The organism is Cupriavidus sp. HY129, from assembly GCF_059492215.1.
Window position 1 is genome coordinate 682708 of sequence record NZ_CP083255.1, and the last position, 23995, is coordinate 706702.

General features: G+C 64.8%; 23 protein-coding genes. 18 read left to right on the forward strand and 5 right to left on the reverse strand.

Annotation, left to right across the window (positions count from 1 at the left end; all coding sequences use genetic code 11):
- Positions 1 to 284 precede the first annotated feature (284 nt).
- From K6G35_RS19500 to K6G35_RS19515, 4 genes are all read left to right on the forward strand, one after another.
- Positions 285 to 1067 carry a GntR family transcriptional regulator gene (locus K6G35_RS19500; RefSeq protein ID WP_008648877.1) on the forward strand — a complete coding sequence of 261 codons (783 nt, stop codon included), beginning with the start codon at positions 285 to 287 and terminating at the stop codon, positions 1065 to 1067.
- A 100-nt stretch (positions 1068 to 1167) separates the two neighbouring features.
- Positions 1168 to 2208, forward strand: a complete 1041-nt coding sequence (locus K6G35_RS19505; RefSeq protein ID WP_008648876.1) for a tripartite tricarboxylate transporter substrate binding protein — start codon at positions 1168 to 1170, stop codon at positions 2206 to 2208.
- Entirely contained in the window at positions 2205 to 3527 is a 1323-nt protein-coding gene (locus tag K6G35_RS19510) for a 3-isopropylmalate dehydratase large subunit (protein ID WP_008648875.1), read from the forward strand. The genes K6G35_RS19505 and K6G35_RS19510 overlap by 4 nt, the downstream gene beginning before the upstream one ends.
- Positions 3524 to 4036 carry a LeuD/DmdB family oxidoreductase small subunit gene (locus K6G35_RS19515; RefSeq protein ID WP_035882982.1) on the forward strand — a complete coding sequence of 171 codons (513 nt, stop codon included), beginning with the start codon at positions 3524 to 3526 and terminating at the stop codon, positions 4034 to 4036. The genes K6G35_RS19510 and K6G35_RS19515 overlap by 4 nt, the downstream gene beginning before the upstream one ends.
- Positions 4037 to 4045: 9 nt before the next feature.
- Here K6G35_RS19515 and K6G35_RS19520 read toward each other — a convergent pair whose 3' ends face one another.
- Complete coding sequence (locus K6G35_RS19520; protein ID WP_495676875.1) at positions 4046 to 4828, reverse strand: phosphoribosyltransferase; 783 nt, start codon at positions 4826 to 4828, stop codon at positions 4046 to 4048.
- A gap of 339 nt (positions 4829 to 5167) precedes the next feature.
- On the opposite strand from K6G35_RS19520, the gene K6G35_RS19525 reads away from it, so the two are divergent.
- The gene (locus tag K6G35_RS19525) at positions 5168 to 5332 is read left to right on the forward strand and encodes a hypothetical protein (protein WP_008647793.1); all 165 of its coding nucleotides are present in this window, start codon (positions 5168 to 5170) and stop codon (positions 5330 to 5332) included.
- Positions 5333 to 5418: 86 nt separating this feature from the next.
- Here K6G35_RS19525 and cynS read toward each other — a convergent pair whose 3' ends face one another.
- Positions 5419 to 5862, reverse strand: a complete 444-nt coding sequence (gene cynS / locus K6G35_RS19530) for a cyanase (protein WP_286882450.1) — start codon at positions 5860 to 5862, stop codon at positions 5419 to 5421.
- Positions 5863 to 5931: 69 nt separating this feature from the next.
- Positions 5932 to 6072, reverse strand: coding sequence for a hypothetical protein (locus K6G35_RS19535; RefSeq protein ID WP_160172197.1), 141 nt, complete (start codon positions 6070 to 6072; stop codon positions 5932 to 5934).
- A gap of 518 nt (positions 6073 to 6590) precedes the next feature.
- Between K6G35_RS19535 and K6G35_RS19540 the strand changes: the two genes are divergently transcribed.
- The 6 genes from K6G35_RS19540 to K6G35_RS19565 all read left to right on the forward strand — a co-directional run bounded on the left by K6G35_RS19540 (position 6591) and on the right by K6G35_RS19565 (position 12689).
- Positions 6591 to 6722 (forward strand): hypothetical protein, encoded by a 132-nt coding sequence (locus K6G35_RS19540; protein ID WP_008647799.1) that lies wholly within the window; start codon positions 6591 to 6593, stop codon positions 6720 to 6722.
- A 62-nt stretch (positions 6723 to 6784) separates the two neighbouring features.
- On the forward strand, positions 6785 to 7093 hold the full coding sequence (locus K6G35_RS19545; RefSeq protein ID WP_008647801.1) for a YXWGXW repeat-containing protein: 309 nt from the start codon (positions 6785 to 6787) through the stop codon (positions 7091 to 7093).
- 819 nt (positions 7094 to 7912) lie between these two features.
- A complete protein-coding gene (locus K6G35_RS19550; protein WP_035882979.1) occupies positions 7913 to 8842 on the forward strand; it encodes a helix-turn-helix transcriptional regulator in 930 nt (309 codons plus the stop codon).
- A 179-nt stretch (positions 8843 to 9021) separates the two neighbouring features.
- Positions 9022 to 10227: a GDP-mannose 4,6-dehydratase gene (gene gmd, locus K6G35_RS19555; protein ID WP_035882978.1), complete on the forward strand. Its 1206-nt coding sequence runs from the start codon at positions 9022 to 9024 to the stop codon at positions 10225 to 10227.
- Positions 10211 to 11212, forward strand: a complete 1002-nt coding sequence (locus K6G35_RS19560) for a GDP-L-fucose synthase family protein (RefSeq protein WP_495676876.1) — start codon at positions 10211 to 10213, stop codon at positions 11210 to 11212. Before gmd ends, K6G35_RS19560 begins: the two co-directional genes overlap by 17 nt.
- 37 nt (positions 11213 to 11249) lie before the next feature.
- A complete protein-coding gene (locus tag K6G35_RS19565) occupies positions 11250 to 12689 on the forward strand; it encodes a hypothetical protein (protein WP_495676877.1) in 1440 nt (479 codons plus the stop codon).
- A 150-nt stretch (positions 12690 to 12839) separates the two neighbouring features.
- On the opposite strand, the gene K6G35_RS19570 is transcribed toward K6G35_RS19565, so the two are convergent.
- Entirely contained in the window at positions 12840 to 14243 is a 1404-nt protein-coding gene (locus K6G35_RS19570) for a lipopolysaccharide biosynthesis protein (RefSeq protein WP_008647812.1), read from the reverse strand.
- Positions 14244 to 14565: 322 nt separating this feature from the next.
- Here K6G35_RS19570 and K6G35_RS19575 point away from each other — a divergent pair, with 322 nt between their 5' ends.
- The 4 genes from K6G35_RS19575 (at position 14566) to K6G35_RS19590 (ending at position 19021) form a co-directional block, all read left to right on the forward strand.
- Positions 14566 to 15828: a glycosyltransferase WbuB gene (locus K6G35_RS19575; RefSeq protein ID WP_495676878.1), complete on the forward strand. Its 1263-nt coding sequence runs from the start codon at positions 14566 to 14568 to the stop codon at positions 15826 to 15828.
- Between the two features lie 142 nt (positions 15829 to 15970).
- On the forward strand, positions 15971 to 16591 hold the full coding sequence (locus tag K6G35_RS19580) for a putative colanic acid biosynthesis acetyltransferase (protein ID WP_008647820.1): 621 nt from the start codon (positions 15971 to 15973) through the stop codon (positions 16589 to 16591).
- A 136-nt stretch (positions 16592 to 16727) separates the two neighbouring features.
- Complete coding sequence (locus K6G35_RS19585) at positions 16728 to 17780, forward strand: glycosyltransferase family 4 protein (protein ID WP_495676879.1); 1053 nt, start codon at positions 16728 to 16730, stop codon at positions 17778 to 17780.
- Positions 17777 to 19021, forward strand: a complete 1245-nt coding sequence (locus tag K6G35_RS19590; protein WP_495676880.1) for a glycosyltransferase family 4 protein — start codon at positions 17777 to 17779, stop codon at positions 19019 to 19021. Before K6G35_RS19585 ends, K6G35_RS19590 begins: the two co-directional genes overlap by 4 nt.
- 34 nt (positions 19022 to 19055) lie before the next feature.
- Here the strand turns inward: K6G35_RS19590 and K6G35_RS19595 are convergent, their stop codons facing one another.
- Positions 19056 to 19817 carry a ChbG/HpnK family deacetylase gene (locus K6G35_RS19595; RefSeq protein WP_008647826.1) on the reverse strand — a complete coding sequence of 254 codons (762 nt, stop codon included), beginning with the start codon at positions 19815 to 19817 and terminating at the stop codon, positions 19056 to 19058.
- Positions 19818 to 20155: 338 nt separating this feature from the next.
- On the opposite strand from K6G35_RS19595, the gene K6G35_RS19600 reads away from it, so the two are divergent.
- From K6G35_RS19600 to K6G35_RS19610, 3 genes are read left to right on the forward strand one after another with little or no spacing between them, the layout of a single operon-like run.
- Positions 20156 to 21244, forward strand: coding sequence for a polysaccharide biosynthesis/export family protein (locus K6G35_RS19600; RefSeq protein ID WP_008647828.1), 1089 nt, complete (start codon positions 20156 to 20158; stop codon positions 21242 to 21244).
- Positions 21245 to 21247: 3 nt separating this feature from the next.
- The gene (locus K6G35_RS19605; protein WP_017510949.1) at positions 21248 to 21742 is read left to right on the forward strand and encodes a low molecular weight protein-tyrosine-phosphatase; all 495 of its coding nucleotides are present in this window, start codon (positions 21248 to 21250) and stop codon (positions 21740 to 21742) included.
- A complete protein-coding gene (locus K6G35_RS19610; protein WP_495677115.1) occupies positions 21742 to 23988 on the forward strand; it encodes a polysaccharide biosynthesis tyrosine autokinase in 2247 nt (748 codons plus the stop codon). The genes K6G35_RS19605 and K6G35_RS19610 overlap by 1 nt, the downstream gene beginning before the upstream one ends.
- Positions 23989 to 23995 lie beyond the last annotated feature (7 nt).

Consider the following 23995-nt stretch of genomic DNA (forward strand, 5'->3'; position numbering starts at 1 on the left):
ACCCCTCAAGGTGCCGGCAAGCCTGACCAGTCAGTGTCGGCTTCGTCATGCTGCAAGCGCGTGAAACCGGGCAGCGCGAGCATAAGTCGACGCCCCCGCGTGAAGGAATCGCCGCTGCATCCCGTCTTTTCTTGCGTCTGGCGGACGTTCGATGCCGTCTCGCAACACATGTGGTCGCGGATTGTGCTTCGCACGCCGCGAGTGCGTTTGATGCTGGCCGCCATGTCTGATTTAAAGTACATTACACGCGTCTAGGACTTGTCAGCGCTTACGCAAGGGAAACCATGAGTGAAGCCGTCGTTCCCCTGTATCACCAGATTTACGTGGTGCTCCGCCAGCAGATCGTGGAAGGCCGCTTCGGCCAGGGCCCGCTGCCAGGCGAAATCGACCTTGCCAAGCAATTTCATGCTTCGCGCGTGACGATGCGGCGCGTGTTCGACCGTCTGGTTCAGGAAGGTCTGGTCCGCCGCCATCGCGGACTCGGGACATTCGTAAACCCGCATCCGGTCAGGCCGCAGGTCACCGAGGAGCGCGCCACGAGCCTGCTCGGCGCCATCATCGACATGGGCGAGAAGACTGCGGTCAAGGTCATCTCGATCGACGAGGTGCACGCCACCCCTGAAGTCGCCGAAGCGCTGCAGATCCAGGTGGGCGATCCCGTGGTGAAGATCGTGCGCGTGCGTCACTACCGCAACCGCCCTCTGTCCCATATCACGGTCTACCTGCCGATCGACCTGGGCCGCTCGCTGACCCGCAAGGATCTGGAAACGACGCCGATGCTGCGCCTGCTGGAAGCCGCCGGTGTGGAGCTGGGCCGCGCGTCGCAAGTGCTGACGGCCCGCCTGGCCGACGTGGTTGTGGCCCCGCTGCTCGACGTGCCCGTTGGCGGCGCGCTGCTGGCCGTGCGCCGCGTGGTGCTCGACAAGAATGGGCGTCCGGTGCAACTGCTGATGGGCCAGTATCGACCCGACCGCTACGAATACCGCATGGAACTGTCGCCGATGGGCGGCGGGGACAGCGCCAACGTGTGGGTGGAAAACGAAACCCGCACGGGCCTGCGCGACTGACCTGCGGGCGAGGCCGGAACCCACTCCTCGTACCGGCCACGCGACGAATCGGAATCGGGCGATACTGCGCACTCCACATCACAACCGAGGAGCTTTCGTCATGCCAGTCGTTCGCCCGGGCGAGCATCAGCCTGTCTGCAAGTCTGCCCTGCAATCCGCCAGCAGCCGACGGCGCGCATCCTGCGCCGCGCTGCTCGCGCTGGCCGCGTGGTGCATCGCGCCTTCCGCACAGGCTGCGCAAGCTGCGATCGCCGGCGGCAAGCCGATCCGCATCCTGGTAGGCGCGCCTGCGGGCGGCACCACCGACACGCTGGCACGAACGATCGCCCAAGAAATGTCGCAGACGCTGGACCAGCCCGTGGTGGTCGAGAACCGGCCCGGCGCAGGCGGCAATATCGCTGCCGACATGGTGGCCAAGAGCCCGGCCGACGGCACCACGCTGCTGATGAGCTTCACCAGCCATACGATCAACGCGACGCTGTACAAGAAGCTGCCGTTCGATCCGATCCAGGACTTCACGCCGATCACGCTCGTGGCCACCGTGCCCAGCGTGCTGGTGGCACGGCCCAACCTGCCCGCCAACAACATCCCCGAACTGATCCGTCTGGCCAAGTCCGAGCCGGGCAAGCTGAACTTCGGCATTGGCGCGGTGGGATCGTCGGTGCATCTGGCCGGTGACATGTTCAAGATGATGACGGGCACGTATATCGTCAACATCCCGTACAAGGGCACCACGCCCGCCATCACGGATCTGCTCGCGGGCCAGGTTGATCTGATGTTCGCCAGCACGATCAACGTGGCGCAGCACGTCAAGGCCGGCAAGCTCAAGGTGCTCGGCGTGACCAGCCCGACGCCGCTGCCGCAGTTTCCGGGCGCGCAGCCGATTGGCGCCACGGTAAAGGGTTTCGAATCCAGCGCGTGGTTCGGCCTGTTCGGCCCGGCCAATCTGCCGCCGGAGATCACACAGGCGCTGTACCAAGCTGCGCGCCACGGGCTCGAGCAGCCCGCAGTGCGCAAGCGCCTGGAAACCGACGGCGCGCAACCCAGCGCCATGCCGCCCGAGACGTTCGCGAATTTCGTGAAGCAGGACGTCAAGCGCTGGGCCACGGTGGTGAAGTATTCAGGAGCCAAGCCCGAATGACCCTGCCGCACGGCAAGACCGCGGTCGACCCCAGCCAACTGCCCGCCACGCTCGCCCAGAAACTGGTCGCTCGCGCGGCAGGTGTGTCGCATGTCACGCCGGGATCGGTGGTGATGTGCAAGGTCGACCTGGCCATGTCGCACGACTCGAGCGGACCGCGCCGCGTGGCGCCACTGCTGCGCGAACTCGGCGCAAAGGTCTGGGATCCGTCCCGATTCGTGGTGGTCACCGACCACTACGTGCCTGCGGCCGACCCCGAAGCCGAATCGATCCTGCGCTTCACGCGCGACTGGGTGCGTGAAGCGGGCATTCAGAACTTCATCGACAACGAAGGCATCTGCCACGTAGTGCTGCCCGAGCGCGGCCATGTCCTGCCCGGTCGCTTCATCGTCGGCGGCGACAGCCACAGCCCCACGGGCGGCGCTTTTGGCGCGTACATGTTCGGCATAGGCGCCACGGAGATGGCCGGCGTGCTGGCCACGGGGGAGATCTGGCTGCGTGTGCCGAACACGATCCGGGTCGAGTGGCAGGGGACGCTGTCTGACGGCGTCTGCGCCAAGGACGTCATGCTGTTCCTGTGCGCCACACTGGGTATGGCGGGTGGCCGCTACGAAGTGATCGAATACACGGGGAACGCGGTAAAGACGCTGTCGATGCAGGAGCGCATGACGCTCACGAACATGAGCACCGAGCTTGGCGCGCAAACGGCGCTGATCGCGCCGGATGCCACAACGATGGCATGGCTTGCGGATGCCGGCGTCGATGCCGCCACGCTCGCCGCTATCGAACCGCGCCAGTGGCGCAGCGATGCGGACGCACCGGTACTGGCCACACATCGCTTCGATGCCGGCACGCTGGTACCGCAGGTAGCCGCGCCGCATTCGCCGGCCAACAGCGGCCCGGTCGACCAGGCCGCCGGCGCGCCGATCGAGATCGCCTATCTGGGCGCCTGCACCGGCGCCAAGCTCGAAGACCTGCGCATGGCCGCGCGGGTGCTGCGCGGGCGCAAAGTGGCATCGGGCGTGTCGTTGAAGGTCGCGCCCGCTTCGCTGCGCGACCAGCTGCAAGCGGCCAGCGAAGGGACGCTCGGCGTGCTGATGGATGCCGGCGCGGAGCTGCTGCCGAACGCGTGCAATGCGTGCGCGGGCTACGGCGCCACACGGTTTCCGGCCGGCAGCCGCGCCATCGCCTCGACTGCGCGCAACTTCCCCGGCCGCATGGGCGATGCAGGTAGCGCCGTATGGCTGGCATCGCCCATGACCGTGGCAGCCAGCGCCGCCACTGGCTGCATCACTGACCCGCGCAAGTTACTGGCATGACCCCGGCTCCGGATTTCCAACCCCCGCCCTCTGGCCGCATCTGGCGCTTCGGCGAAAACGTCGATACCGACGCAATGGCGCCGGGCCGATTCATGAAGGACGGGCTCGACGTGCTGGCGAGCCACTGCCTGGAAAACCTGCGACCGGAGTTCCCAGGCGCGGTCAAACCCGGCGACGTCATCGTCGCAGGCAGCAACTTCGGCATGGGGTCTTCACGTGAACAGGCAGCCCAGGCATTGAAGCATCTTGGCGTGGCGGCCGTGCTGGCGCCGTCGTTCGCCGGGCTGTTCTATCGCAACGCGATCAACATTGGCCTGCCGGTGCTGGTGTGCGCGGATACGACCGCATTGGCCGACGGAGCGCGAGCCACGTTCTTCCTGGATGCGGCCGAGATCAGGCTCTGCGATGGCCGGCGCGTATCCTGCGAACCAGTGCCCGATTTCCTGCGCGCGCTGTTGCACGCGGGCGGGCTGGTGCCGCATCTCAAAGCACGCCTCAATAAAGTCTGAGACCTGGTCTCAGTGGGCAGCCGGTCCGTTGCTGAGGTGTCCTGACTCCCCACCTCCCGACACGCCACCATTGCGCGACCAGGCACCATGCGTGGCCATCGGCGGTGCGACGGCAGCGGCCTCGCGCAGCAGCGACAACGCCTCGTCATCCGAGGTCTGCGTGAAATCGAGATAGAACGCGCCGACCGCGCCAAAGTTCTCGGGGATATTCAGGCAGACCACGCGATCCGCCACGGCGCGGAGCGTGTCGAGGCCATCCACCGATCCCACTGGCACCGCCGCCACAACCTCCGCGGCGCCCGCCATGCGCACGGCGTCGAGCGCTGCGCGCATCGTCGCGCCAGTCGCCACGCCATCATCGACAACGATCACGCGCCGGCCCGCGATCGCGGTAACCGGGTGCCCCTGGCGATACCGCTGCTGTCGACGGCAGATCTCGCCAAGCTGACGGCCGCGTTCCGCATCGAACGCGCCAGACTCCAGCGCGCGGCGTGCCCACGGGTCGTCGTTGACGACCGTATGCGGCCCGCTGCCACCTGCATCGCCCTCGACCACGGCGCCAAGCGCCAGTTCCGGATAGCCGGGCGCGCCGATCTTGCGCACGAGCAGCACATCAAGCGTCGCGTCGAGCACGCGCGCGACATCGTAGGCAACGGGAACACCACCGCGTGGCAAGGCCAGCACAAGCGCTGGATCGCCATCATGTGACCGGCAGTAGCCAAGCGCGGCGAGATGACGACCGAGGTACTGGCCCGCCTCGCGGCGGTTGGCAAAACATGGCGGAAGACTCATGACGGGCTCCCCCAGGCTGGCAGGAAAGATGGGATGCAAACCGCGCCGGGCGCGGCTCCACAGCCACTATAGTCCTGGCCGAACAGCCCGGCGGCGCTTTGTTCGCGCTGTCTTTGCGACACGACAAACCCACAACATATGCAGGGCCGTTGTTGTGACGAAGCCGCTTGATGCGCGGTGCATACCCGCGATTGATGGTTGAACTGGAACAGTCTTTTCGGGCGGACGCCGCTGATTCCTCCGCCAGGCTTGGGTACGATGCACTGCGTGACGGCAATCCCGTCCGGTTCCTTGACACGCGGCGCCCAGGCGGCCCGCCCTGAATGAGTGAGCGTTACCGTGAATCCGCAACAGATCTCCCGCACCAACGACGAGGCCATGCAACCGGAGGCCGACCTCGACATCCCCTTCGGCTCGCTCGACGCGGCCGCCATGGCCGAGTTGCCGTACACGTTCCGGCAAACCGGCACGTGCACGCGCTACTACCAGGAGTTCTTCGGCTGAGTTTGGGAATATGGGAATGGCGGCGGGCCGGGTGCAACCGGCCGCCGCGAAGCCGCGTCTGGCGCCTGTAGCCCCTGCCTCCGCCGTCAGTAGGTCTTGTACGGCAGGAATTTGCCGGACATCTCGATGCGAACGCGATCGCCGTTGGGATCGGGTTCGCGCTGCAGGTCCATGCGGAAGTCGATGGCACTCATGATCCCGTCGCCGAATTCCTCGTGAATCAATGCCTTGAAGGTCGTGCCGTAGACGCTGATCAGTTCGTAGAAGCGATAGATCAGCGGGTCTGTAGGCACCTGCGTGGGTAGCGAACCCTTGTAGGGCACGGCACGCAGCCACGGTTCAGCCTCGGCGGGCAGCCCAAAGATATCCATCACGGCGCGGGCGCCGGCTTCATCGAAGGCCATCTGGCCCAGGCAGGCCGCGGTCGTCCATTCCTTGCTCTTGCCGACACGTTCGGCTACATCAGCCCATCGAATGCCACGCAGCACCTTGGCTTCGATAATCAGGTCGGTCACGTCACTACGATTCATGGTCTCTCCGTTCGTCATGGATGAATGCGGAGAGGACGTGAACACCGGCGCGCCTGTGCTCGCCTACGGCTATGGCACCTGGGTGCGATCGATGACCGCCACGGCATCCGCGCCATCGACGCCGCCGTGCACACGGGCGAATTGCGGCACGGCAAGCGGACTCAGACCTTCAAGCGCCTGCAAGACCAGCACGATGAGCATAACCGGCATGACGTCCTCCCTCGGGATTACGGCGAACTCATTGGCGCAAACTTCATGCCACCGGGCCAGCGGCATCTGCGCCCTGCTTTTGACGCATCGTGGGGCAATCCGGGCACTGGCCGCCGCCACGGACACGCATTGCGCACCATGTCCGGGCACCCGCCGATTCCGGCTCAACCAGCGAAAGCGTACCCGTTTCTGCGTCCAACGTGGGGGACGTCTCCTGCGATGACAGGGGTCCTCCGATACCGCAGCCGAGCCCCGCGCACCGGAAAATCTTTGCACGACTCATTTCCGATGTAACGCCACATTATTTGGCGCTCGATCAAGTGTGCCTGTCGGAGCGTTCGCGTCACATTCCTCCAAACCCTTACCAGTCAAGGGCTGGCGGGTTATCTGTCAGGTCAGAAAACAGGTGGTCGGCGCGTAGCGGCGTGAGAGACCGTCTTACAAGTGCAACCGCGCAAGAGAAGAGGCCGTCGCTAGAGTGAAGCCGTGTTCAACGCGAACCGGATATGGAGCCCCGAATGAAACGCGCACTCACCCTGGCCTTGCTACTCGTCACCACCAGTGCCCTGCTTTCCGCGTGCATCGTGGTGCCGCCGCGCGGACCGCATTACCACTACGACCACTATGACCGCTATGGCGGCCGCTACTGAGCCCGCTGGGCCCGGATGCAGCCGACACCGGCTGCCAACTCAACGCTAGCCAAGGAGACATCATGAAACGCCAGCTACTGCTCGCCGCCGCCGTGCTTGCCGCCGGCAGCGTCTTCGGACTGATCTCGCCGGGCGCCCAGGCGCACGACAACTACTATCGAAGCCCACCGCCGCCCCCGCGACACGAGGTTCGCCCCGCGCCACGGCCCGGCCATGTCTGGGTACCAGGCCACTATGACCACGCTCGAGACAACTACGCCTGGCGCGGCGGCTACTGGCAATCGGCACGCCCGGGCTACCGCTACGTGCCCGAGCGCTGGGAGCGTGGCCCGCACGGGTGGTACAAGCGCCCGGGCTATTGGGGCCGATAAGGGGCCGATAAGGGGCCGATAAGCCGCACGGGCGACCGGCTCCGCCAGGTGGGCGCGATCGGTAAACGGCAGCCTGGCGTTGGTCGGGGCATGGGCATGTGACCCCGACCAACGTCAGGTTTGCCAGCCGATCGGTCTCATCGAGGGTGGTGGGAACCCGGGAGACGGACGGCCGACAGGCAATCTTTTATCTCCTACTGAAGTGGGGTACATCCCTCATCCATTTGAACTAGTGCGACTCCCATTCCGCGTCAACCCGATGTCCGGATATATGGCATAAATGCCCTTTTTCATGGGTTTCATCATTGTGTCAGCCAGCACGATATTCGTTAATGCCACACCCCCCAACCGGGTGAATAATTGATAATTGTCAGACCACTTTCATTCAAATCGGTTGCATCGGTGAAACATCCTTGGGAATTGCTGTATCAGGCGTGAAACCCTTGTGACAGCACGTCCAGCAAGGCTTGGCGGGCAGGCACGCCACCAAATGAATGAATCAGGAGACGGATTATGAGGCGGACTTCATTCCATCTCGACACCACCTCTAATCCAGCCGCTTGCAATCAGATCAACCAGCCCATAAGATGAATTTAAGTTCGATTTTGGAGCGAGATTTTCTTTCGGGTTTGGGTTCGGGTCATACTTCCGGTCGCGCGGACAAGTCCATCCTGACAAATGGACAAAGACTGACACGGAAGCACGGGGTTGGCGCAGTTTCGCGGCACCGCCATTGGGGCGGCTGTCTGTCCTGACGCAGCAATGATTCCCGCAAGCAAAGCATCCCGCAGCTCGCCCATGAACGGGGAGTGAAGAAGAATGAACGCCTTGCTTATCGAGGAGCATCCATTGCTCCGGCTCGGGCTGTTGCAGATGCTCGAGACCATTCAGGAATTCGGTCACGTACTTGCATTGTCGCCAGCTGACGTTGTCCGAACTGAAGTACCTCATCGAAATGCCGAACTGCTGGTCTTCGGCATGCCCGGCGACCAAGCCTCCGGATGGGCGCAACTCGAACAGGCGCGCGAGCGTCTGGCGCCGCAACGCATCCTGGTGCTGGCCGACGCCTTGCCGCTGCACGTGCCCAACGCGGATGCCGCGCGCGGCATCTGCGGATGCCTGCCGAAGTCCACATCGCTGCCCGTGATCGAGGCCGCCATCCGGCTGACCATCTCGAGCGTGCAGGGCCTGATGCTCGCAAGCGAGGTCTGCGCGACGCCGTCGGCATCGCGCTCGGCCATGCATGCCACGCAATCGCTGGCATCGGCTGCGCCATTGCCGCTGCCACCGGCCATGCAGGAGCCGCTTTCGCCCGGCGCTTGCGCCAACGTCCTGCGCACCACCGTTGCCGTGCGCGACCTCACCAGTCTGCGCCCGGGCCAGCCGATCAGTTCGTCGGCAACCCCGTTGTCGCCGATGGTCGAGGAGGAGCCTGGCTACGACGAGGCAGAGATGCTGCAGATCACGCCGCGCCAGTACGAAGTGCTGGTGCTGCTGGCACGCGGGTATCCGATCAAGACCGTCAGCCGGATGCTCAATATCTCGGTGGCCACCGTGAAGAGCCACGCCTGCACGCTCTATCAGCGCCTCAAGGTTCGCAACAAGGGAGAAGCCGTGTATGCGGCGTTGCAGCGCGGTGCAACGCTCGAGTGGGTCCATGGCGACGAACACTCGGCTCGCGACGGCGGTGTGCGGCGCGTGATCGCCCGCGGCCCCGACGCGCAGTACGACACCAGCGTGCCTGCCTGAGTCTCCGGATTTCCCGGCCCCCTCCCATACGGGCGCCTTCCTCGGAAGGCGCCCTTTTTCATTGGGCATGGCACATTGGGCACGTCACGCCCGGGCGCTGCCACTGTGTGGGGTAGCAGACAGTGGCTTCAGGACACCCCCCCTACAGTCCGCGTATTGCTAACCAAAATGTGACTGTCATGGGCGTAAACGAACTGGACAACCTCTTCGACGCGGCAGACAAGCCCGACGATGCATCGACGCCACGCGGCGCCAATGGCCGGCGCCGGGCACTGATCACCGGCATCACTGGCCAGGACGGTTCGTACCTGTGCGAATACCTGCTCGACAAGGGATACGAAGTCCACGGCATCAAGCGGCGCAGTTCTCTGTTCAATACCGAACGTATCGATCATCTGTACGAGGACCCGCAAGCGCCGGACCGCAGACTGATCCTCCATCACGGCGACATGACCGATACGGCGAGCCTCGTGCGCGTCGTGCAGCAGGCCCGCCCCGACGAGGTCTACAACCTCGCGGCGCAGAGCCACGTGCAGGTGTCATTCGAAGAGCCCGAGTACACCGCCAACACCGACGCCGTCGGCACGCTGCGCCTGCTCGAGGCGATGCGGATTCTCGGCATGGAGCAAAGCACGCGCTTCTACCAGGCATCCACGTCCGAACTGTATGGGCTGGTGCAGGAGATTCCGCAGAAGGAAACCACGCCGTTCTATCCGCGCAGCCCGTATGCCGTAGCCAAGCTCTACGCCTACTGGATCACCGTGAACTACCGCGAAGCCTATGGCATGTACGCGTGCAACGGCATCCTGTTCAATCACGAAAGCCCTGTGCGCGGCGAAACGTTCGTCACCCGCAAGATCACGCGCGCCATCGCGCGCATCGCGCTGGGCCTGCAGGAAGTGCTCTATCTTGGCAACCTGTCCGCGCTGCGCGACTGGGGCCATGCGCGCGACTACGTCGAGATGCAGTGGCTGATGCTGCAGCAGGAAACGCCCCGTGATTTCGTCATCGCCACGGGCGAGCAACACAGCGTGCGCGAGTTCGTCACGCTCTCCGCGCAGAAGCTCGGGCTGACGGTCACCTTCGAAGGCAGCGGCGTCGACGAGGTCGGCATCATTTCTCATATCGACGCCTCGCGCCGCGAGTTGTCCTCCCGCTGCAAGGTGGGCGACGTGATCGTGCGCGTGGACCCGCGCTACTTCCGCCCGACCGAAGTCGAGACGCTGCTGGGCGACCCAACGCAGGCACGCGAGCAACTGGGCTGGTCCCCACGCATCACGTTCGACGAACTGGTGCACGAAATGATCGAAGCGGACTTCGTGGCCGCGCGGCGTGACGCGCTGGTCAAGATGGCCGGCTTCAGGACCTATGACTACCATGAGTGACGCCCGCCCGAGAGTGTTCGTGGCCGGCCATCGCGGGATGGTCGGTTCCGCGATCGCGCGCGCGCTGGCCGCGCGTGGCGATGTGGAACTGGTCCTGCGCACCCACCGTGAACTGGATCTGACCGACCAGCGAGACGTGCGCCAGTTCTTCGCCACCGAACGGATCTCGCAGGTCTACCTGGCGGCCGCGCGTGTGGGCGGCATTCATGCCAATAACGTCTATCCCGCCGAGTTCATCCAGCAGAACCTGATGATCGCGGCCAACGTGATTCACGAAGCCTGGCGCGGTGGTGTCGAGCAGTTGCTGTTCCTGGGGTCGAGTTGCATCTATCCGAAGTTCGCGCCGCAGCCCATCCAGGAATCGGCGTTGCTGACCGGTGCGCTGGAGCCCACCAACGCGCCGTACGCGATCGCCAAGATCGCCGGCATGATGATGTGCGACAGCTACAACCGCCAATACGGCGTCGACTACCGGAGCGTGATGCCCACGAACCTCTATGGTCCGGGCGACAACTACCATCCCGAGAACAGCCACGTCATCCCGGCATTGATCCGGCGCATCCACGAGGCCAGGCTAGCGGACGCGCCGGAGGTTGCCGTGTGGGGCTCCGGTGCGCCGATGCGTGAATTCCTTCATGCCGACGACCTTGCCCGCGCCTGCCTGCATGTGATGGACCTGCCCCAGGCATCGTACCGGGCGCATACGGAGGGCGCCGGGTTCCTGAACGTCGGCAGCGGCGAGGAAGTCTCGATTCGACAGCTGGCGCTGCTGATCGCGCGCGTGGTCGGCTATCGCGGCAACATCGCATTCGACCCGACACGCCCGGATGGCACGCCACGCAAGATGCTCGACTGCGGCCTTATCAACGCAACCGGCTGGCAGCCGCAGGTGTCGCTGGAATCCGGCCTGCGATCGACCTACCAGGACGCGCTTTCGAGCGGACGGCTCAGCGTCGAGCCGGAAGCGCTGGCCACGCCAACCTAGCGGTTCGAACGAGCCAAGCGACTCCTGGGAGACCGACATGCGTTTGCAGCGCAACTTCGTATGGGACACCCTGCTGGCGGGAACGCTGTTGCTGATCGTCGGCTACTGCCATGCGATATCGCATATGGACTCGCCGATGTTGCTGCTGTCGACCCTGATGCTGACCGCGATGGTCATCATCCACTGGTTGCTGCACGTGCGGGAACGCGTCCCATCGCTGGCGAACTCGAGCGTGCTGCTCTTCGAGACGCTGTTTCTCGTGGTAGCCCCCTCCGTGCAGCGCGCCTATTACGAATGGCATATGGTCAACACGGCCACGCTCGAGGAAAGCCTGGCGGTGAGCACCAACCTGCTCTGCACGCTGTTCGTGATGACCTACGTTGCCACGCGGTACTACATGCAGCGGCGCGACCAGCACCGGTCACGCACGCGTCGGCCACGTCCGCCCACGTTCGTGCGCACGCTGCGCCTGAACGCGCCGCGCACGTTCGTGTTGCTGGGCGTGGCGGCAGTGGCCGCAATGCTGTCCTGGCAGACCATCGACCTGCGCGCGCAGTCTGAAGTGATCGAAGCCACGCCGCAGTACCTTCTGGTGCAGAAGTACCTCTGCTTCATGCCAGTGCCGATGCTGCTGATGCTAGTCAACGTGAAGGGGCGCAAGATGCTGCGCCAGCCGTTCTGGCTGCTGGTCACGCTGTTCGTGCTGGCCTGTGTGCTGATCACCCAGAATCCGCTGATCGAGAAGCGCAACGCCATCGGGCCGATCTACCTGAGCCTGTTGCTGATGTTGATGCCGTGGTTCTCCCGCACGCCTCGCCGTCTGGTGTCGACGCTCGTGCTTCTGACCGGTGTCTTCTTTCCGTTGCTGTCGATCTTCACGCACGCCGACCTGTCGGCATGGCAGCCGTCAGAGATCCTCGATCCGTGGTTGTATTTCTCGCACTTCCTGGATCTGCACTACGACGCCTGGGCCAACATCGCCACGGTCATCGAGATGGTGAACCGCGACGGCCTGAGCTACGGCCACCAGTTGGCGGGCAGCCTGCTGTTCTTCGTGCCACACACGCTTTGGGAGACCAAGCCGCTCGCCACGGGCATCGAGATCGGTCAGTTCCTGATGGCGTACTACAAGCTCGACTTCGACAACCTGTCGGCGCCGCTGATCGCGGAGGCCTACATCGACTTCTTCGCGTTTGGCGTGATCGCCTACGCGATTGCGCTGGCGTTTATCGTGCGGCTGCTGGACAAGCTCTGCCGTAGCGGCGGCATCATGGCGCTGCCCGCCGGCATCTATTTCTCGATCTTCCTGATCTTTGCGCTGCGCGGCGCGCTGATGATCGCCATGGCCTACGGCAGCGGTGCCTTGATGGCGTTTCTCACCATCGGCTGGTTCGTTTCCAGCAAGCGCAGGCTCCATACCCGGCGCTCCCGCAATGTTCGCCCGCTGGGCCCCACGCCGGTCCGTCCTGCCATCTAGTCAATTCGCTTCGATTGCGTTTGCGTTTGTGCTTGCGTTTGCAGGGCCCGCCGGTATCTACGTGGGCGAGATCAAAGCGAACCCAGACGGGTCCCGCCCCTCGCATTGCCCATGCCACGCTCCGGCACCGCCGGAGCGTCAGCCAACGTCTCAGTGCTGCGCATCCAGCGAGCCCCGGCTCAGCCGCACGATGGCCTGCGTCGGCATCATCCAGAGGGCGGTCATGGCATTGGCCGCGATCAGTGCCTCCACCACGTGCGGGAAGCTGACCGCATCGGCAAAGTACAGGATGGTGCAGAGCACGCCGGCAGCCAGAAATTCGGCCATGCCGATGTTGCCCAGGCTGACGAACGCCTTCGCGCCCATCAGCACCGGCGTGCTCGCCGCCGACGTTACCAGCAGGGCGAAGTAGACGGCGCACAGCGTAGCGAGCTTGTTGGAGATCGGGTATTCGCCGGCCGTCCACAGCGACACCGCCGCACCACCCACGAATGCCGCACCGATGATGGCCAGCAGCCCGTAGGCCACGTAGCACGTGGCCAGCTTGCGATAGATCCTGATCACCCACTGCCAGTCGCCCGCCAGCATGTTGCGATGAATGATCGGCCAGAGTGGCTGGTTGATCATGTAGACAAAGCTGTGCAGCAGCAGGTTGGCGCGAAAGAGCAAGGCGAGCAGCGCGGCATCGCGCGGCATGTCGGTTTCGTAGCACAGCAGCACCGCGCCCTGCTGCAGGAAAACCACAGCCAGTTGCGCCTGCAGGAGCGACCAGGAATTGCGTGCCAGCTCACGCGCGAATGCCTTGCCAGGAAACGCATGAGGCCATCCGGCGCGTACCACCACGCCGATCATGTTCACCACGCGGATCAGGATGAAACCGGCCTGGCTGGCGACGAACAGCAACGTCACATCGACATGTTCCTCGCCGGGCGGGCGGAAATAGGTCACCAGCAGGATGAACACGACGTTCAGAATGCTGCCCGCCGCGGTGATCAGGTTGTTCACGTGCTGACGATGCTGTCCCTGGTTCACCGCCTCGCCCACGGAGAGCACGGTCAGCATCGCATAGCAGACCAGGGCCGCGGTGAAGAGACTGTAGTGCCTGGCGGAGAACAGGTTGATGCCACTTGTTTCGAGTACCGGCCGCAGGATCAGCACCAGCAGGATCAGCGACGCGAAGATCGCCGACAGCCCCACCCACGACACCGTCAGCACCCCTGCCAGTTGCCCGCGCCGCCGATCGTCGGCCGCGATGGAAGTAACGGTCGGCCAGATACCGATCGCCACCAGCGACAGCCATGCCGTCACGCCGAAGTAGACCATCATCGCGCTGAAATCGTCGGTGTCCAGCACCCGGGCGAAGAGCGGAATGCTGACGGCCTGCAATCCTATGCTGCAAACCTTCGACACCATCGAGCTTGCCACGGCCAGGCGCAACGCCCGCTTGGCCTCGCTGGCCCGCTCCGCGGCCGCGCCGTACTGCCCGCCTTGCGCGGCCGCCGCCATCCCGGTTTCGGTTTCACCCTCCAGCAACTCCCCCTTGATGGTCGTCACACATACCTCCAGATAGCCAGCCTTCAGATTGATGTTCGCCGATGCCGTTCATGGCATCGGCTCGGAAAATAGGGACGCGCGGACACGCACGATGCAGGACCGCCCGGCATTGGAGCGTAGTCCCCTGGCCCATCCGCTTCTGTTCGCTCGCGCACAACCGTGCCAGGTGCTGGCGCGTGCGTGCGGAGGCGAACGTTCCCTTCCGGCGACTCTCCCTACACTTCGCACGTGAATGACCTGCCTTGTCGCACTGACCAACGGTGGGTCCCGAATGGATACCTCCACCCTGACCAGCCCGGGGCGGCAGTACTGAAGTAGACCGATGAAAATCCTGCTTTATTGCCTCAACTACGCGCCGGAACTGACTGGTATCGGCAAGTACACCGGAGAACAGGCCGAATGGCTTGCCGCGCGCGGGCATCAGGTGCGCGTGATCACGGCGCCGCCCTACTACCCTGCCTGGAAGATCGACCGGGCATACCGGGGCCTGCGCTACCGGCGCGAGATGCGCCACGCCGTCGACGTCATGCGCGCGCCACTGTGGGTGCCTGAGCGTCCGTCCGGCGTGAAGCGACTGCTGCATCTCGCGTCGTTCGCCGTCACCAGCCTTGGATGGCTGGCTCGCCAGGTGGCATGGCGCCCCGACGTGGTGTTCACGGTCGAGCCGCCATTGTTCTGCAGCCCCGCGACGCTGCTATTCGCCCGGCTCACCGGCGCGAAGGCATGGCTGCATATCCAGGACTACGAGGTCGATGCCGCCTTCAAGCTGGGGCTGCTCAAGGGCGGCCTGCCGCAACGCATGGCGAGTACGTTCGAGCGCTTCATCATGCGGCGCTATGACCATGTGTCATCGATCTCGCACACGATGGTGGCACTGGCTCGCCAGAAAGGCGTGGACGCCACGCGCGTCTCCATGTTGCCCAACTGGGTAGATCTGGCGGCACTGGCGCGCCGTGGCGAGGCGGATTTCCGCGCACGCCTTGGGATACCGGCGAACGCCGTCGTGGCGCTATATTCCGGCACCATCGGCACCAAGCAGGGCATCGAGATCCTGGCCGACGCGGCGCGGCACCTGTGCTCGCGCGATGACCTTCATTTCATCATCTGCGGCGCAGGCTCCGGCGTGCCGGCATTGCGCACGCAATGCGAAGGCCTGGCACGCGTGCATTTCCTCCCGCTGCAATCGGCCGAAGACTTCCCGGCGTTGCTCGATTGCGCCGACATCCACCTGATGCCCCAGCGGGCCGACGCCGCCGACCTCGTGCTGCCGTCCAAGCTCACGAACATGCTCGCCAGCGGCAAACCTGTGGTGGCCACTGCCGCACCGGACACCGAGCTGGGCAAGCTGGTCATTCAGTTCGGCTCGCTGGTCGAACCCGGCAACAGCGTGGCAATGGCCGATGCCATCGCGGCGCTGGCCGACGATCCGCCGCGCCGTCAGGCACTTGGGGCGGCCGGAAAGGCGTGGGCAGCCACTCATCTCGACCGGGACGCCGTGCTGGCGGAATTCGAGCGAACGTTGCTGCGATTGCGTGCCCCGCGTGGCGTAGCCGATCAGGCCGCCGCCGACCTGGCCGGGAAATAAGGCCGGGCACACGTCATGTGACCGCTTTGTGGTCTGGCGTACGGTACGCACGCCAGCGCGCGGCCATGATGAAACCATCGTCACCGGCCTGACCGGGAACAAGGCTCGGGCTGGTTCCAGCCCGGCATTAGGAGCCTGCTGTATGTTTCAGGACCTGTCGACTTTCCGCATGCCACCCGGCTTCCGTGGCCGCTCCGCCGTTGTCGTGCAGCTGTGGTGGTGCGTCCAGAGCCTGTTCTTTCACCACTCTCCGCATTTCGCCAACGGATTCCGCTGCTGGCTGTTGCGTCGCTTTGGCGCGCGCGTGGGCCGTCATGTCGTCATCCGGCCCAGCGTCCGCATCACCTATCCGTGGAAGGTCAGCATCGGCGACTACGCGTGGATCGGCGACGGCGCCGAGCTGTACAGCCTGGCCGAGATCGAGATCGGCAATCACGCAGTGGTATCCCAGTTCAGCTACCTGTGCGGCGGCGACCATGACTACCGCAGCAGCGACTTCGCCATCCAGGGACGCCCTATCCGCATCGCGGACGAGGCGTGGGTGGCCAGCCACACCTTTATCGCGCCGGGCGTAAGCATCGGCAAAGGCGCCGTGATCGGCGCCCGCAGCGCGGTATTTACCGACATGCCTGCCGGCATGCTCTGCGTGGGCAGTCCTTGCCGGCCGTTGCGGCCACGCCTGGACACTGCCCCGCGGAACCAGACGCGTCCGCATTCGCAGGCGGCCGCGCCATCAGAACGAGATTCCGCTCAAGTCAACTAGATAACGGGAATGCGGAAACCAAACAGGGAACTCATGGCTGCCAATGATCGACATCTATCACAACATCCTATGGCCTAGGTACAAGGGAGCCGTATTCAGCGAAGCTTTCTCTCACGCACACAAAGCCGGGCATAAGGTGCGCTTCTTCCATATCTCGTCCACGGGATACGGGCGCACGGCCTACAGCAGCGTCGACACCAGTTATCACCGGTACCCGTACGAGATTCTTTTCGATGAACCGTACGAGGCGATTCCGACGTGGAAGATGTCGCTACGGCTCATGCGCGAGGTCTGGCGTTCGAAGAACCGTCTGATCCTGATGCCTGGCTACCATCGCGTGGAGTTCTGGGCAATGCTGGTAGCGTGCATGTTGAGTGGCAAGCGTCGTGCCGTGTTCTGCGATTCCACCATCCAGGACCAGGTCGACCATCCGATGAAGCGGCGGCTGAAGCGGTTCTTCTTCAGCCGGTGCGATGGGGTGTTCGTCTACGGCCGACGCTCCGCCGAGTACGCGATCGCGATGGGTGCCGACCCCACGAAAGTTATCTGCCATTGCCAGGCCGCCGCGCTGCCGCACTCGTACAACGCGACCGAAGCCACCCGAATGCGGATCGCCAACGCGCCGACGGCGGAGGCGCCACGTTTCCTGTTCGCGGGCCTGGTATGCCGCGCCAAGGGCATCGAGGACCTGCTCCGGGCGTTCGTGGAAGTGCGCAGGCAACTGCCGGCCGCCACGCTGGTACTGGCGGGGCCTGTCGTCGAGGCCGACCAGTTGCCGGAACTGGCCCGGTCACTGGGCCTTGGCGACGCCGCGCAATTCCTGGGCGCCATGGATATCGATCAACTGGCGCAGCAGTACTCGCGTGCGACGTGCCTGGTACTGCCGAGCCACACGGAAGCCTGGGGCCTGGTCGTGAACGAGGCGCTCAACTATGGCTGCCCGGCGGTGGTCAGCGATTGCTGCGGTTGCATCCCCGAACTGATCAAGGAAGGCCGCACGGGCCATACGTTCGTGACGCGCGACGTCGCGGATCTGGCGCGCGTGCTGTTGAAGGCGACCAGCAGCTTCGCCGACGTCCAGGCCACCATGCGGAACTGCGTTGATGTGGTGCGAAAGTACACACCCGCCCGCGCCGGCCGGTCCATCATCAAAGGCTGCCAGAAGATACTGAAGAGGGCCCGAACATGACGATACCCAATACCCTCGGCCCCATCGCCCGGCAGCCAGTCGACGATGACATCCCGCCCTCGCCGGCGCAGTCTCTCGCGCAAGCTGGCGCGCCGGCAGCAGTTGCGCGGCCGGTGCTGTTCCTCGGGCCGCTCCCGCCGCCGCATCACGGCTTCTCAGCATCGAACCAGCGCATGGTGGACCAGATTCGCCAGCACGCGCCCGTCGTGGTGCTGGACGTCGCGCCACGGGCGTCCGGCCGGTTCGGCGGCCGGTTTGGCGGTCTGCAGGCGCTGGGCAATCGCGCACGGCAACTCTGGCGCATGGTCCGGCTCGTGACGGACGGCCAGCTCGCCAACCGGCCGCATACGCTGTACATGGGGCTCTCGGGCGGTCTTGGCCAACTGCTCGACGCGCCTTTCGTGGCACTGGCGCACTGGTCGGGCATGGCCATCTACTTCCATCATCACAGCTTCGCGTACATCAACCGGCCCACGTGGTACACGCGCCTGATCCTGCGTTGCGCGCCGCGCGGCAGGCATCTGACGCTGTGCGACCGGATGCGCGCGGAACTGGCCCGCCTCTACCGGCTGACCCCGGACCGTGTCCAGGTACTGTCCAACCTGAGCCTCATCGACCTGCCTGCATCGACATCGACAGAGGCGCCGGTCCGCCGGCATTCGGAAGTGATCAACGTCGGCTTCCTGTCAAACATCACCGCCGCCAAGGGCATCTTCACATTCCTGGAGGTGGTGCGACTGGCGCAGGAGATCGGCATCCCGGTTTGCGCGCGGATCGCGGGGCCAGTGGCACGCGATATCCGCGCAAGGTTCGACACGGAATTGGCCCGCACGCCCTGCACACGCTACCTCGGTCCGATTCATGGCACGGAGAAGGAGGCGTTCTTCCAGGAAATCGACGTGCTGATGTTCCCCACGACCTATCACAACGAGGCGGCCCCGCTGATCGTGCTTGAGGCGCACAGCCATGGTGTGCCCGTCGTCGCGCATGATCGTGGCTGCATCGGGTCCATGATCGACGAGCGCAATGGCGTGCTGGTGCCGGCCGACGCGGACTTTGCCGAAGCCGCCATCGCCTACCTGCGGAACATGATGCTCACGGACACGCAGGCCGAATCGCAGGCCGGATCGCAGGCCGAATCGCAGCGTGCCGTGCTGCTCGCCGACTTCCAGGTTCAGCGCGGACGCGCCGAGGCCGTTCTGGCGCGCGCGGTAGCGGATATCAGCCACTGCCCCGACTGACCGGGACAGCGGCAAGGGCGGGTCAGATTACCGGTCAGATGTCGTGATAGCGCATCAACACGACCCCGGCCTGCCTGAATGCGGTGGCAAGGGGGGTCGGATGCATCAGCGGCTCGCCTTCCTCCCGGCGCCATGGCTCGGCGAATCCCGGGTGCACCGACATCTCGGTCACGCCTTCCGGCAGCATCGCCGGCAACCGCAGCGCCCATCCCTGCTGACGCGTATCCGCGCCCACGTAGAAGTCCGGGCTGCGCAGGCCATTGAAGTGGCGCAGCAGCATCACGTTCATCGCGCCTCGCATGTGGTTCTTCAGGAAGTAGCAGTTCTGCGGCGGCCGAACACGCTCGATGCCTGCGCGCAGCATTTCGTCGCGCAGCACCCGCATGACGGCGGGGTACTTGTGCAGATGGCCATGCCCATCGACGTGCGACACGTTCACGCCGTGATCGCGCAGTTCGTCGAGCTGGAGCCGGAACTCGCGCCGGATATCGGCGGCGTCGATCAGGCCCGCCATCGCGCGGGCGCGCTGGATCTTCGGCGGGAACAGCGAGCCGTCCTTGCGGCACAGCGTGGAGGACGCGCCATGCGGGCGCCGCCCCTCCACGATATTGAAGTGCAGTCCGAACGAGAACCGGCTGTGATTGTCTCGCGCGTACTGGCACGCGCTTGCTGTCGCCGGGCTGCCCGCCAGGATTGTCGCGCTGGTCAGCAGCCCAGCGTCGAAGCAGGCAACGGTGGCCTGAAACGTATCGTCGTCGTAGCCGAAATCGTCGGCGTTGATGATCACGCCCTTCATGCTTCCCCCCTCCTTGTTTTTGGTGCGGCAAGAATGCGCCGACGGGCCGGATGCGCGGCCAGTGGTGCGAACGATACGCGGCACGTCAAGGGGCCTTCCGTGCGCCGCGCAACACATCGGCACGACAAGGGCCATTGGGGCAGTCCTTCGGACGTCAATGTGGTGAAACGCACCGATAGCGCACATTGCAGGCTCCTACGATGCACGTAAATGCGCGGGACTGCGATGTCCGCGCTCGTTTCAACGACTGCGGAGAGGATGCCGTGAAGAGATGCCCTGACCACGCCACCTGCAGGCAGGATGCCGGATCGTTTCATACGCTGGGAGCCACGCTTGCCATGGCCTGCGCGGCGCTGCTGCTGAGCGCGTGCGCGGTGTCTCCGGGGATGCAGTTCAGCTCCAGTGCGCCGGTCAATGCGGTGAGCCCGAACGCGATGCCTGATGTCACACCCATCACGCTCGACCTTGTGCACGAACAGCAGGCGCACTCCAAGCCGACCAATGCCGGCGTGGAAGACCTGTACGGCACGCCGACGCCTTACCGTATCGGTCCGGGCGACATCATCTCGGTCGTGGTCTGGGACCACCCCGAACTCGTGTTCCCGACGCAGACGTACAGCATCGGCGCGGCCTTCGAGATTCCGACGTCGAGCGGTGGCTCCAACATGCCTGGCTACGTGGTCAGCCCCGCGGGCGATATCCAGTTTCCCTACGCCGGGGTCATGCGGGTGGCGGGCAAGACCGCCAACGAAGTGCGCGACGAGATGGCGCGCATCCTGTCGCGCGTGGTGCGTGACCCGCAGATGACCGTGCGCGTGCTCGGCTTCCGCAGCCAGCGCGTCTACGTGGATGGGGAGGTCAAGACCCCGGGGATGCTGGCCATCGACGATGCGCCAATGACATTGGTCGAGGCGCTGAACCGCGCCGGCGGCGTGCTTAACCTGACTGGCGACAACAGCCGCGTCCGTGTCACGCGTGGTGAACGCAGCTGGTACGTCAACATTCCGGCCCTGCTGGCCAAGGGTACCGACCCAGCGCGGATTCTGCTGCAATCGGGCGACATCGTTCGCGTGGAGCAACGCGAAGACAGCAAGATCTTCGTGACAGGCGAGGTGGTCAAGCCCTCGTCGCTGCTGATGCGTAACGGCCGCATGACGCTGAACGAAGCGCTGGGCGATGCCGGTGGCGTGAATCCGTCGTCGGCCAACGCCGAACAGATCTTCGTGATTCGCCGGGCCACCGACGGCAAGCCGAAGGTGTACCACCTCGACGGCACATCGCCAGTGGCATTGGCCATCGCCGAGAGCTTCGAGCTCGAACCCAAGGACGTGGTCTACGTGGATGCGCGTGACCTCGTGCGCTGGAGCCGTGTGATGACGCTGCTGATCCAGCCGGTCGTTGGCACGGCCACCATTGTCAAGCCATAAGACATGGAAGTCATGAGAGAGGAAAAGGAAGCAGCATTCATCCGGTCGATCCTCGTGGTGTGTATCGGCAACCGGTGCCGCAGCCCGATGGCGGCGGCACTGCTTGGCCGCGCGCTGCCGCAGTGCCGCGTGCTGTCAGCGGGCCTGGCACCCCCGGTAGGCGCCGCGGCCGATCCGCGCGCGGTGCGCCTGCTGGCGGTGGAGGGCAGCGATCTGACCGACCACCGCGCGCGCGCCGTGAGCGCCGCGCTCGTCGCCGGCGCGGACCTCGTGCTGGTCATGGATGAAGAGCAACGCGACGCGCTGGAGGACATGTACCCCCAGGCGCGCGGCAAGACCTATCGCCTGTGCGAACAGGAACAAACCGACGTGCCAGATCCGTTCAGCGGATCGATGAGCATGTTCGTCATCGCGCTTGGGCTGATCAAGATGGGGGTTGAATCCTGGTCGGCAAGAATTCATGCGGCAGAACCGGCACACCGCCACGGAGGGGCATGATGAGTAACGTAAGGCAATTTCGAGAGCCCTCGCCAGAGCCATGGGAGGAAAGCGACAACGCCGTCGACATGACGTCCTATGTCGATGTGCTGATTCGCTATCGCTGGACCTTCCTCGTCGTCGCGGGGACGATCCTCGGCGTCGGCCTGTTGTACGCGCTGATGGCCCGCCCGATCTACCGCGCCGACATCATGGTCCAGGTGGAGGAATCCAACCCGACCAATAACGCGAGCAAGCTGATCGCCAGCATTTCGCCGGGGCTCGACGTGAAACCAGCAGCCACGGCTGAGATGGAACTGCTGCGCTCACGCGCGGTGGTGGGCAAGGCAGTGGAAACGCTGCGTCTCGACATCGACGCCAAGCCACGCTATTTCCCGCTTATCGGCGCATCGATTGCCAGCTACAACAAGGAACTGTCGAAGCCCGGGTTGTTCGGCTTTGGCGGGTTCGCCTGGGGCAGCGAGTCGATCGTGGTCGACCGGCTCGACGTGCCCGAGCAGATGGAAGACCGCCGCATGGTAGTGACCGCGCTGGGCGACGGCAAGTACCGGCTCGAGTTCGCCAGCAGCGAGAAATCCGCCGAAGGCACGGTCGGCCAGCCGCTGACGGTGGCCACGGACAGCGGCACCGTCTCGATCGACATCAGCCAGCTGGACGCACACGCCGGCACCCAGTTCCGCGTGCGCCGCGTGCCACGCGCCACCGCCATCGCCAACCTGCAGGACCAGTTGATGATCGGCGAGCGCGGCAAGCAGAGCGGCGTGATCGGCGTGGCGCTGGAGGACACATCGGCCGTCACCGCCGCCGCCATCCTGAACGAGATCGCCACCGAGTACGTGGACCAGAACCTGCGCCGCAAGGCCGCGGAAGCCGAGAAGTCGGTGAACTTCCTCGAAAGTCAGCTGCCGCAGCTCAAGCAGCAGATGGAAACCTCCGAGGCGCGTTACAACGCGATGCGCAACCAGCGCGGCACGATCGACCTCAGCGAGGAGTCGAAGCTGATCCTGGCGCAGTCGGTGCAGATCCAGGGCAAGCTGCAGGAACTGCGTCAGAAGCGCCAGGAACTGATCGTGCGCTTTACCGCGAATCACCCCACGATCGAAATCCTGGACAGCCAGATCGCAGGCCTGACCGCGCAGCTCAACGGTGTCTCCGGCAAGATCCAGAAGCTGCCGGACGTGGAGCAGGACGTGGTGCGCCTGATGCGCGATGTGAAGGTCAACACGGAGCTTTACCAGTCCTTGCTCAATGACGTGCAGCAACTGCGGCTGCTGAAGGCCAGCAAGGTCGGCACGGCACGCCTGATCGACGCCGCCGACGTGCCGATCAAGCCGGTGCGTCCGAACCGGATGCTGGTCACGGGCGTATCGGTGGCGATGGCTGTCGTCATGGGACTGCTCGCGGTCGGGGTACGCCGCGTCTTCGATGGCGGCATCACCGACGCCGAAGAGATCGAGACGCAATGCGGCATGACCGTCTACGCCACGATTCCCATGAGTCCGAACCAGGCCCGCCTGGCACGCAACAAGGAGAGCGGCGGCGATGTGCTGGCAATCGACCAGCCGGACGATCCGGCCATCGAAAGCCTGCGCGCGTTCCGCACGGCATTGCAGTTCGCACTGCTCTCCGCGCAGCGCAACAACGTCGTGGTATTCACCGGCCCGTCGCCCGAGGCCGGCAAGTCGTTTGTCAGCGTCAACTTCGCCGTGGTCGCGGCCGCCGCCGGGCGCAAGGTGATTCTTGTCGACAGCGATCTGCGCCGTGGTCTGCTCAACGAGCGCTTCAAGGTGTCGCGCAAACCCGGCCTGACCGAGGCACTGACCGGCACGCGGCTCGACCAGGTCATCCAGCACGACGTGGCGCCCGGTGTGGACTTCATCGCGACCGGCGCGGAGCCGCCGCTTGCGGCGGACCTGCTGCAGAGCCCCGGCATGGACACGCTGCTCGCGGAGCTGCGTTCCCGCTATGACCTCGTGCTGATCGACACGCCTCCGGTGCTGGCGGCATCCGATGCCGGCATCCTGGCCCCGAAGGCCGGCGCGGTGTTCATGGTGGCTCGCGCTGACAAGACCACGACCGCCGAACTTACCGCCGCACGCCGCCTGGTGGAGCAGACAGGTGGCGAGATCAAGGGCGTGCTGTTCAATGGGCTCAAGATCGAAGGACGCTGGTACCGCTCGCATTACCACTTCGGCAAGTACCGCTACCTGAACCGCTACGGCCACGATCACGCCAAGCAGGCGTGAACCACGC

Bases quoted from the DNA above. Each gene is read 5' to 3' on its own strand.
- K6G35_RS19500 (WP_008648877.1), top strand. From the start codon at position 285: ATGAGTGAAGCCGTCGTTCCCCTGTATCACCAGATTTACGTGGTGCTC.
- K6G35_RS19505 (WP_008648876.1), top strand. From the start codon at position 1,168: ATGCCAGTCGTTCGCCCGGGCGAGCATCAGCCTGTCTGCAAGTCTGCC.
- K6G35_RS19510 (WP_008648875.1), top strand. From the start codon at position 2,205: ATGACCCTGCCGCACGGCAAGACCGCGGTCGACCCCAGCCAACTGCCC.
- K6G35_RS19515 (WP_035882982.1), top strand. From the start codon at position 3,524: ATGACCCCGGCTCCGGATTTCCAACCCCCGCCCTCTGGCCGCATCTGG.
- K6G35_RS19520 (WP_495676875.1), bottom strand. From the start codon at position 4,828: ATGAGTCTTCCGCCATGTTTTGCCAACCGCCGCGAGGCGGGCCAGTAC.
- cynS (WP_286882450.1), bottom strand. From the start codon at position 5,862: ATGAATCGTAGTGACGTGACCGACCTGATTATCGAAGCCAAGGTGCTG.
- K6G35_RS19535 (WP_160172197.1), bottom strand. From the start codon at position 6,072: ATGCCGGTTATGCTCATCGTGCTGGTCTTGCAGGCGCTTGAAGGTCTG.
- K6G35_RS19540 (WP_008647799.1), top strand. From the start codon at position 6,591: ATGAAACGCGCACTCACCCTGGCCTTGCTACTCGTCACCACCAGTGCC.
- K6G35_RS19545 (WP_008647801.1), top strand. From the start codon at position 6,785: ATGAAACGCCAGCTACTGCTCGCCGCCGCCGTGCTTGCCGCCGGCAGC.
- K6G35_RS19550 (WP_035882979.1), top strand. From the start codon at position 7,913: ATGAACGCCTTGCTTATCGAGGAGCATCCATTGCTCCGGCTCGGGCTG.
- gmd (WP_035882978.1), top strand. From the start codon at position 9,022: ATGGGCGTAAACGAACTGGACAACCTCTTCGACGCGGCAGACAAGCCC.
- K6G35_RS19560 (WP_495676876.1), top strand. From the start codon at position 10,211: ATGACTACCATGAGTGACGCCCGCCCGAGAGTGTTCGTGGCCGGCCAT.
- K6G35_RS19565 (WP_495676877.1), top strand. From the start codon at position 11,250: ATGCGTTTGCAGCGCAACTTCGTATGGGACACCCTGCTGGCGGGAACG.
- K6G35_RS19575 (WP_495676878.1), top strand. From the start codon at position 14,566: ATGAAAATCCTGCTTTATTGCCTCAACTACGCGCCGGAACTGACTGGT.
- K6G35_RS19580 (WP_008647820.1), top strand. From the start codon at position 15,971: ATGTTTCAGGACCTGTCGACTTTCCGCATGCCACCCGGCTTCCGTGGC.
- K6G35_RS19590 (WP_495676880.1), top strand. From the start codon at position 17,777: ATGACGATACCCAATACCCTCGGCCCCATCGCCCGGCAGCCAGTCGAC.
- K6G35_RS19595 (WP_008647826.1), bottom strand. From the start codon at position 19,817: ATGAAGGGCGTGATCATCAACGCCGACGATTTCGGCTACGACGACGAT.
- K6G35_RS19600 (WP_008647828.1), top strand. From the start codon at position 20,156: ATGGCCTGCGCGGCGCTGCTGCTGAGCGCGTGCGCGGTGTCTCCGGGG.
- K6G35_RS19605 (WP_017510949.1), top strand. From the start codon at position 21,248: ATGGAAGTCATGAGAGAGGAAAAGGAAGCAGCATTCATCCGGTCGATC.
- K6G35_RS19610 (WP_495677115.1), top strand. From the start codon at position 21,742: ATGAGTAACGTAAGGCAATTTCGAGAGCCCTCGCCAGAGCCATGGGAG.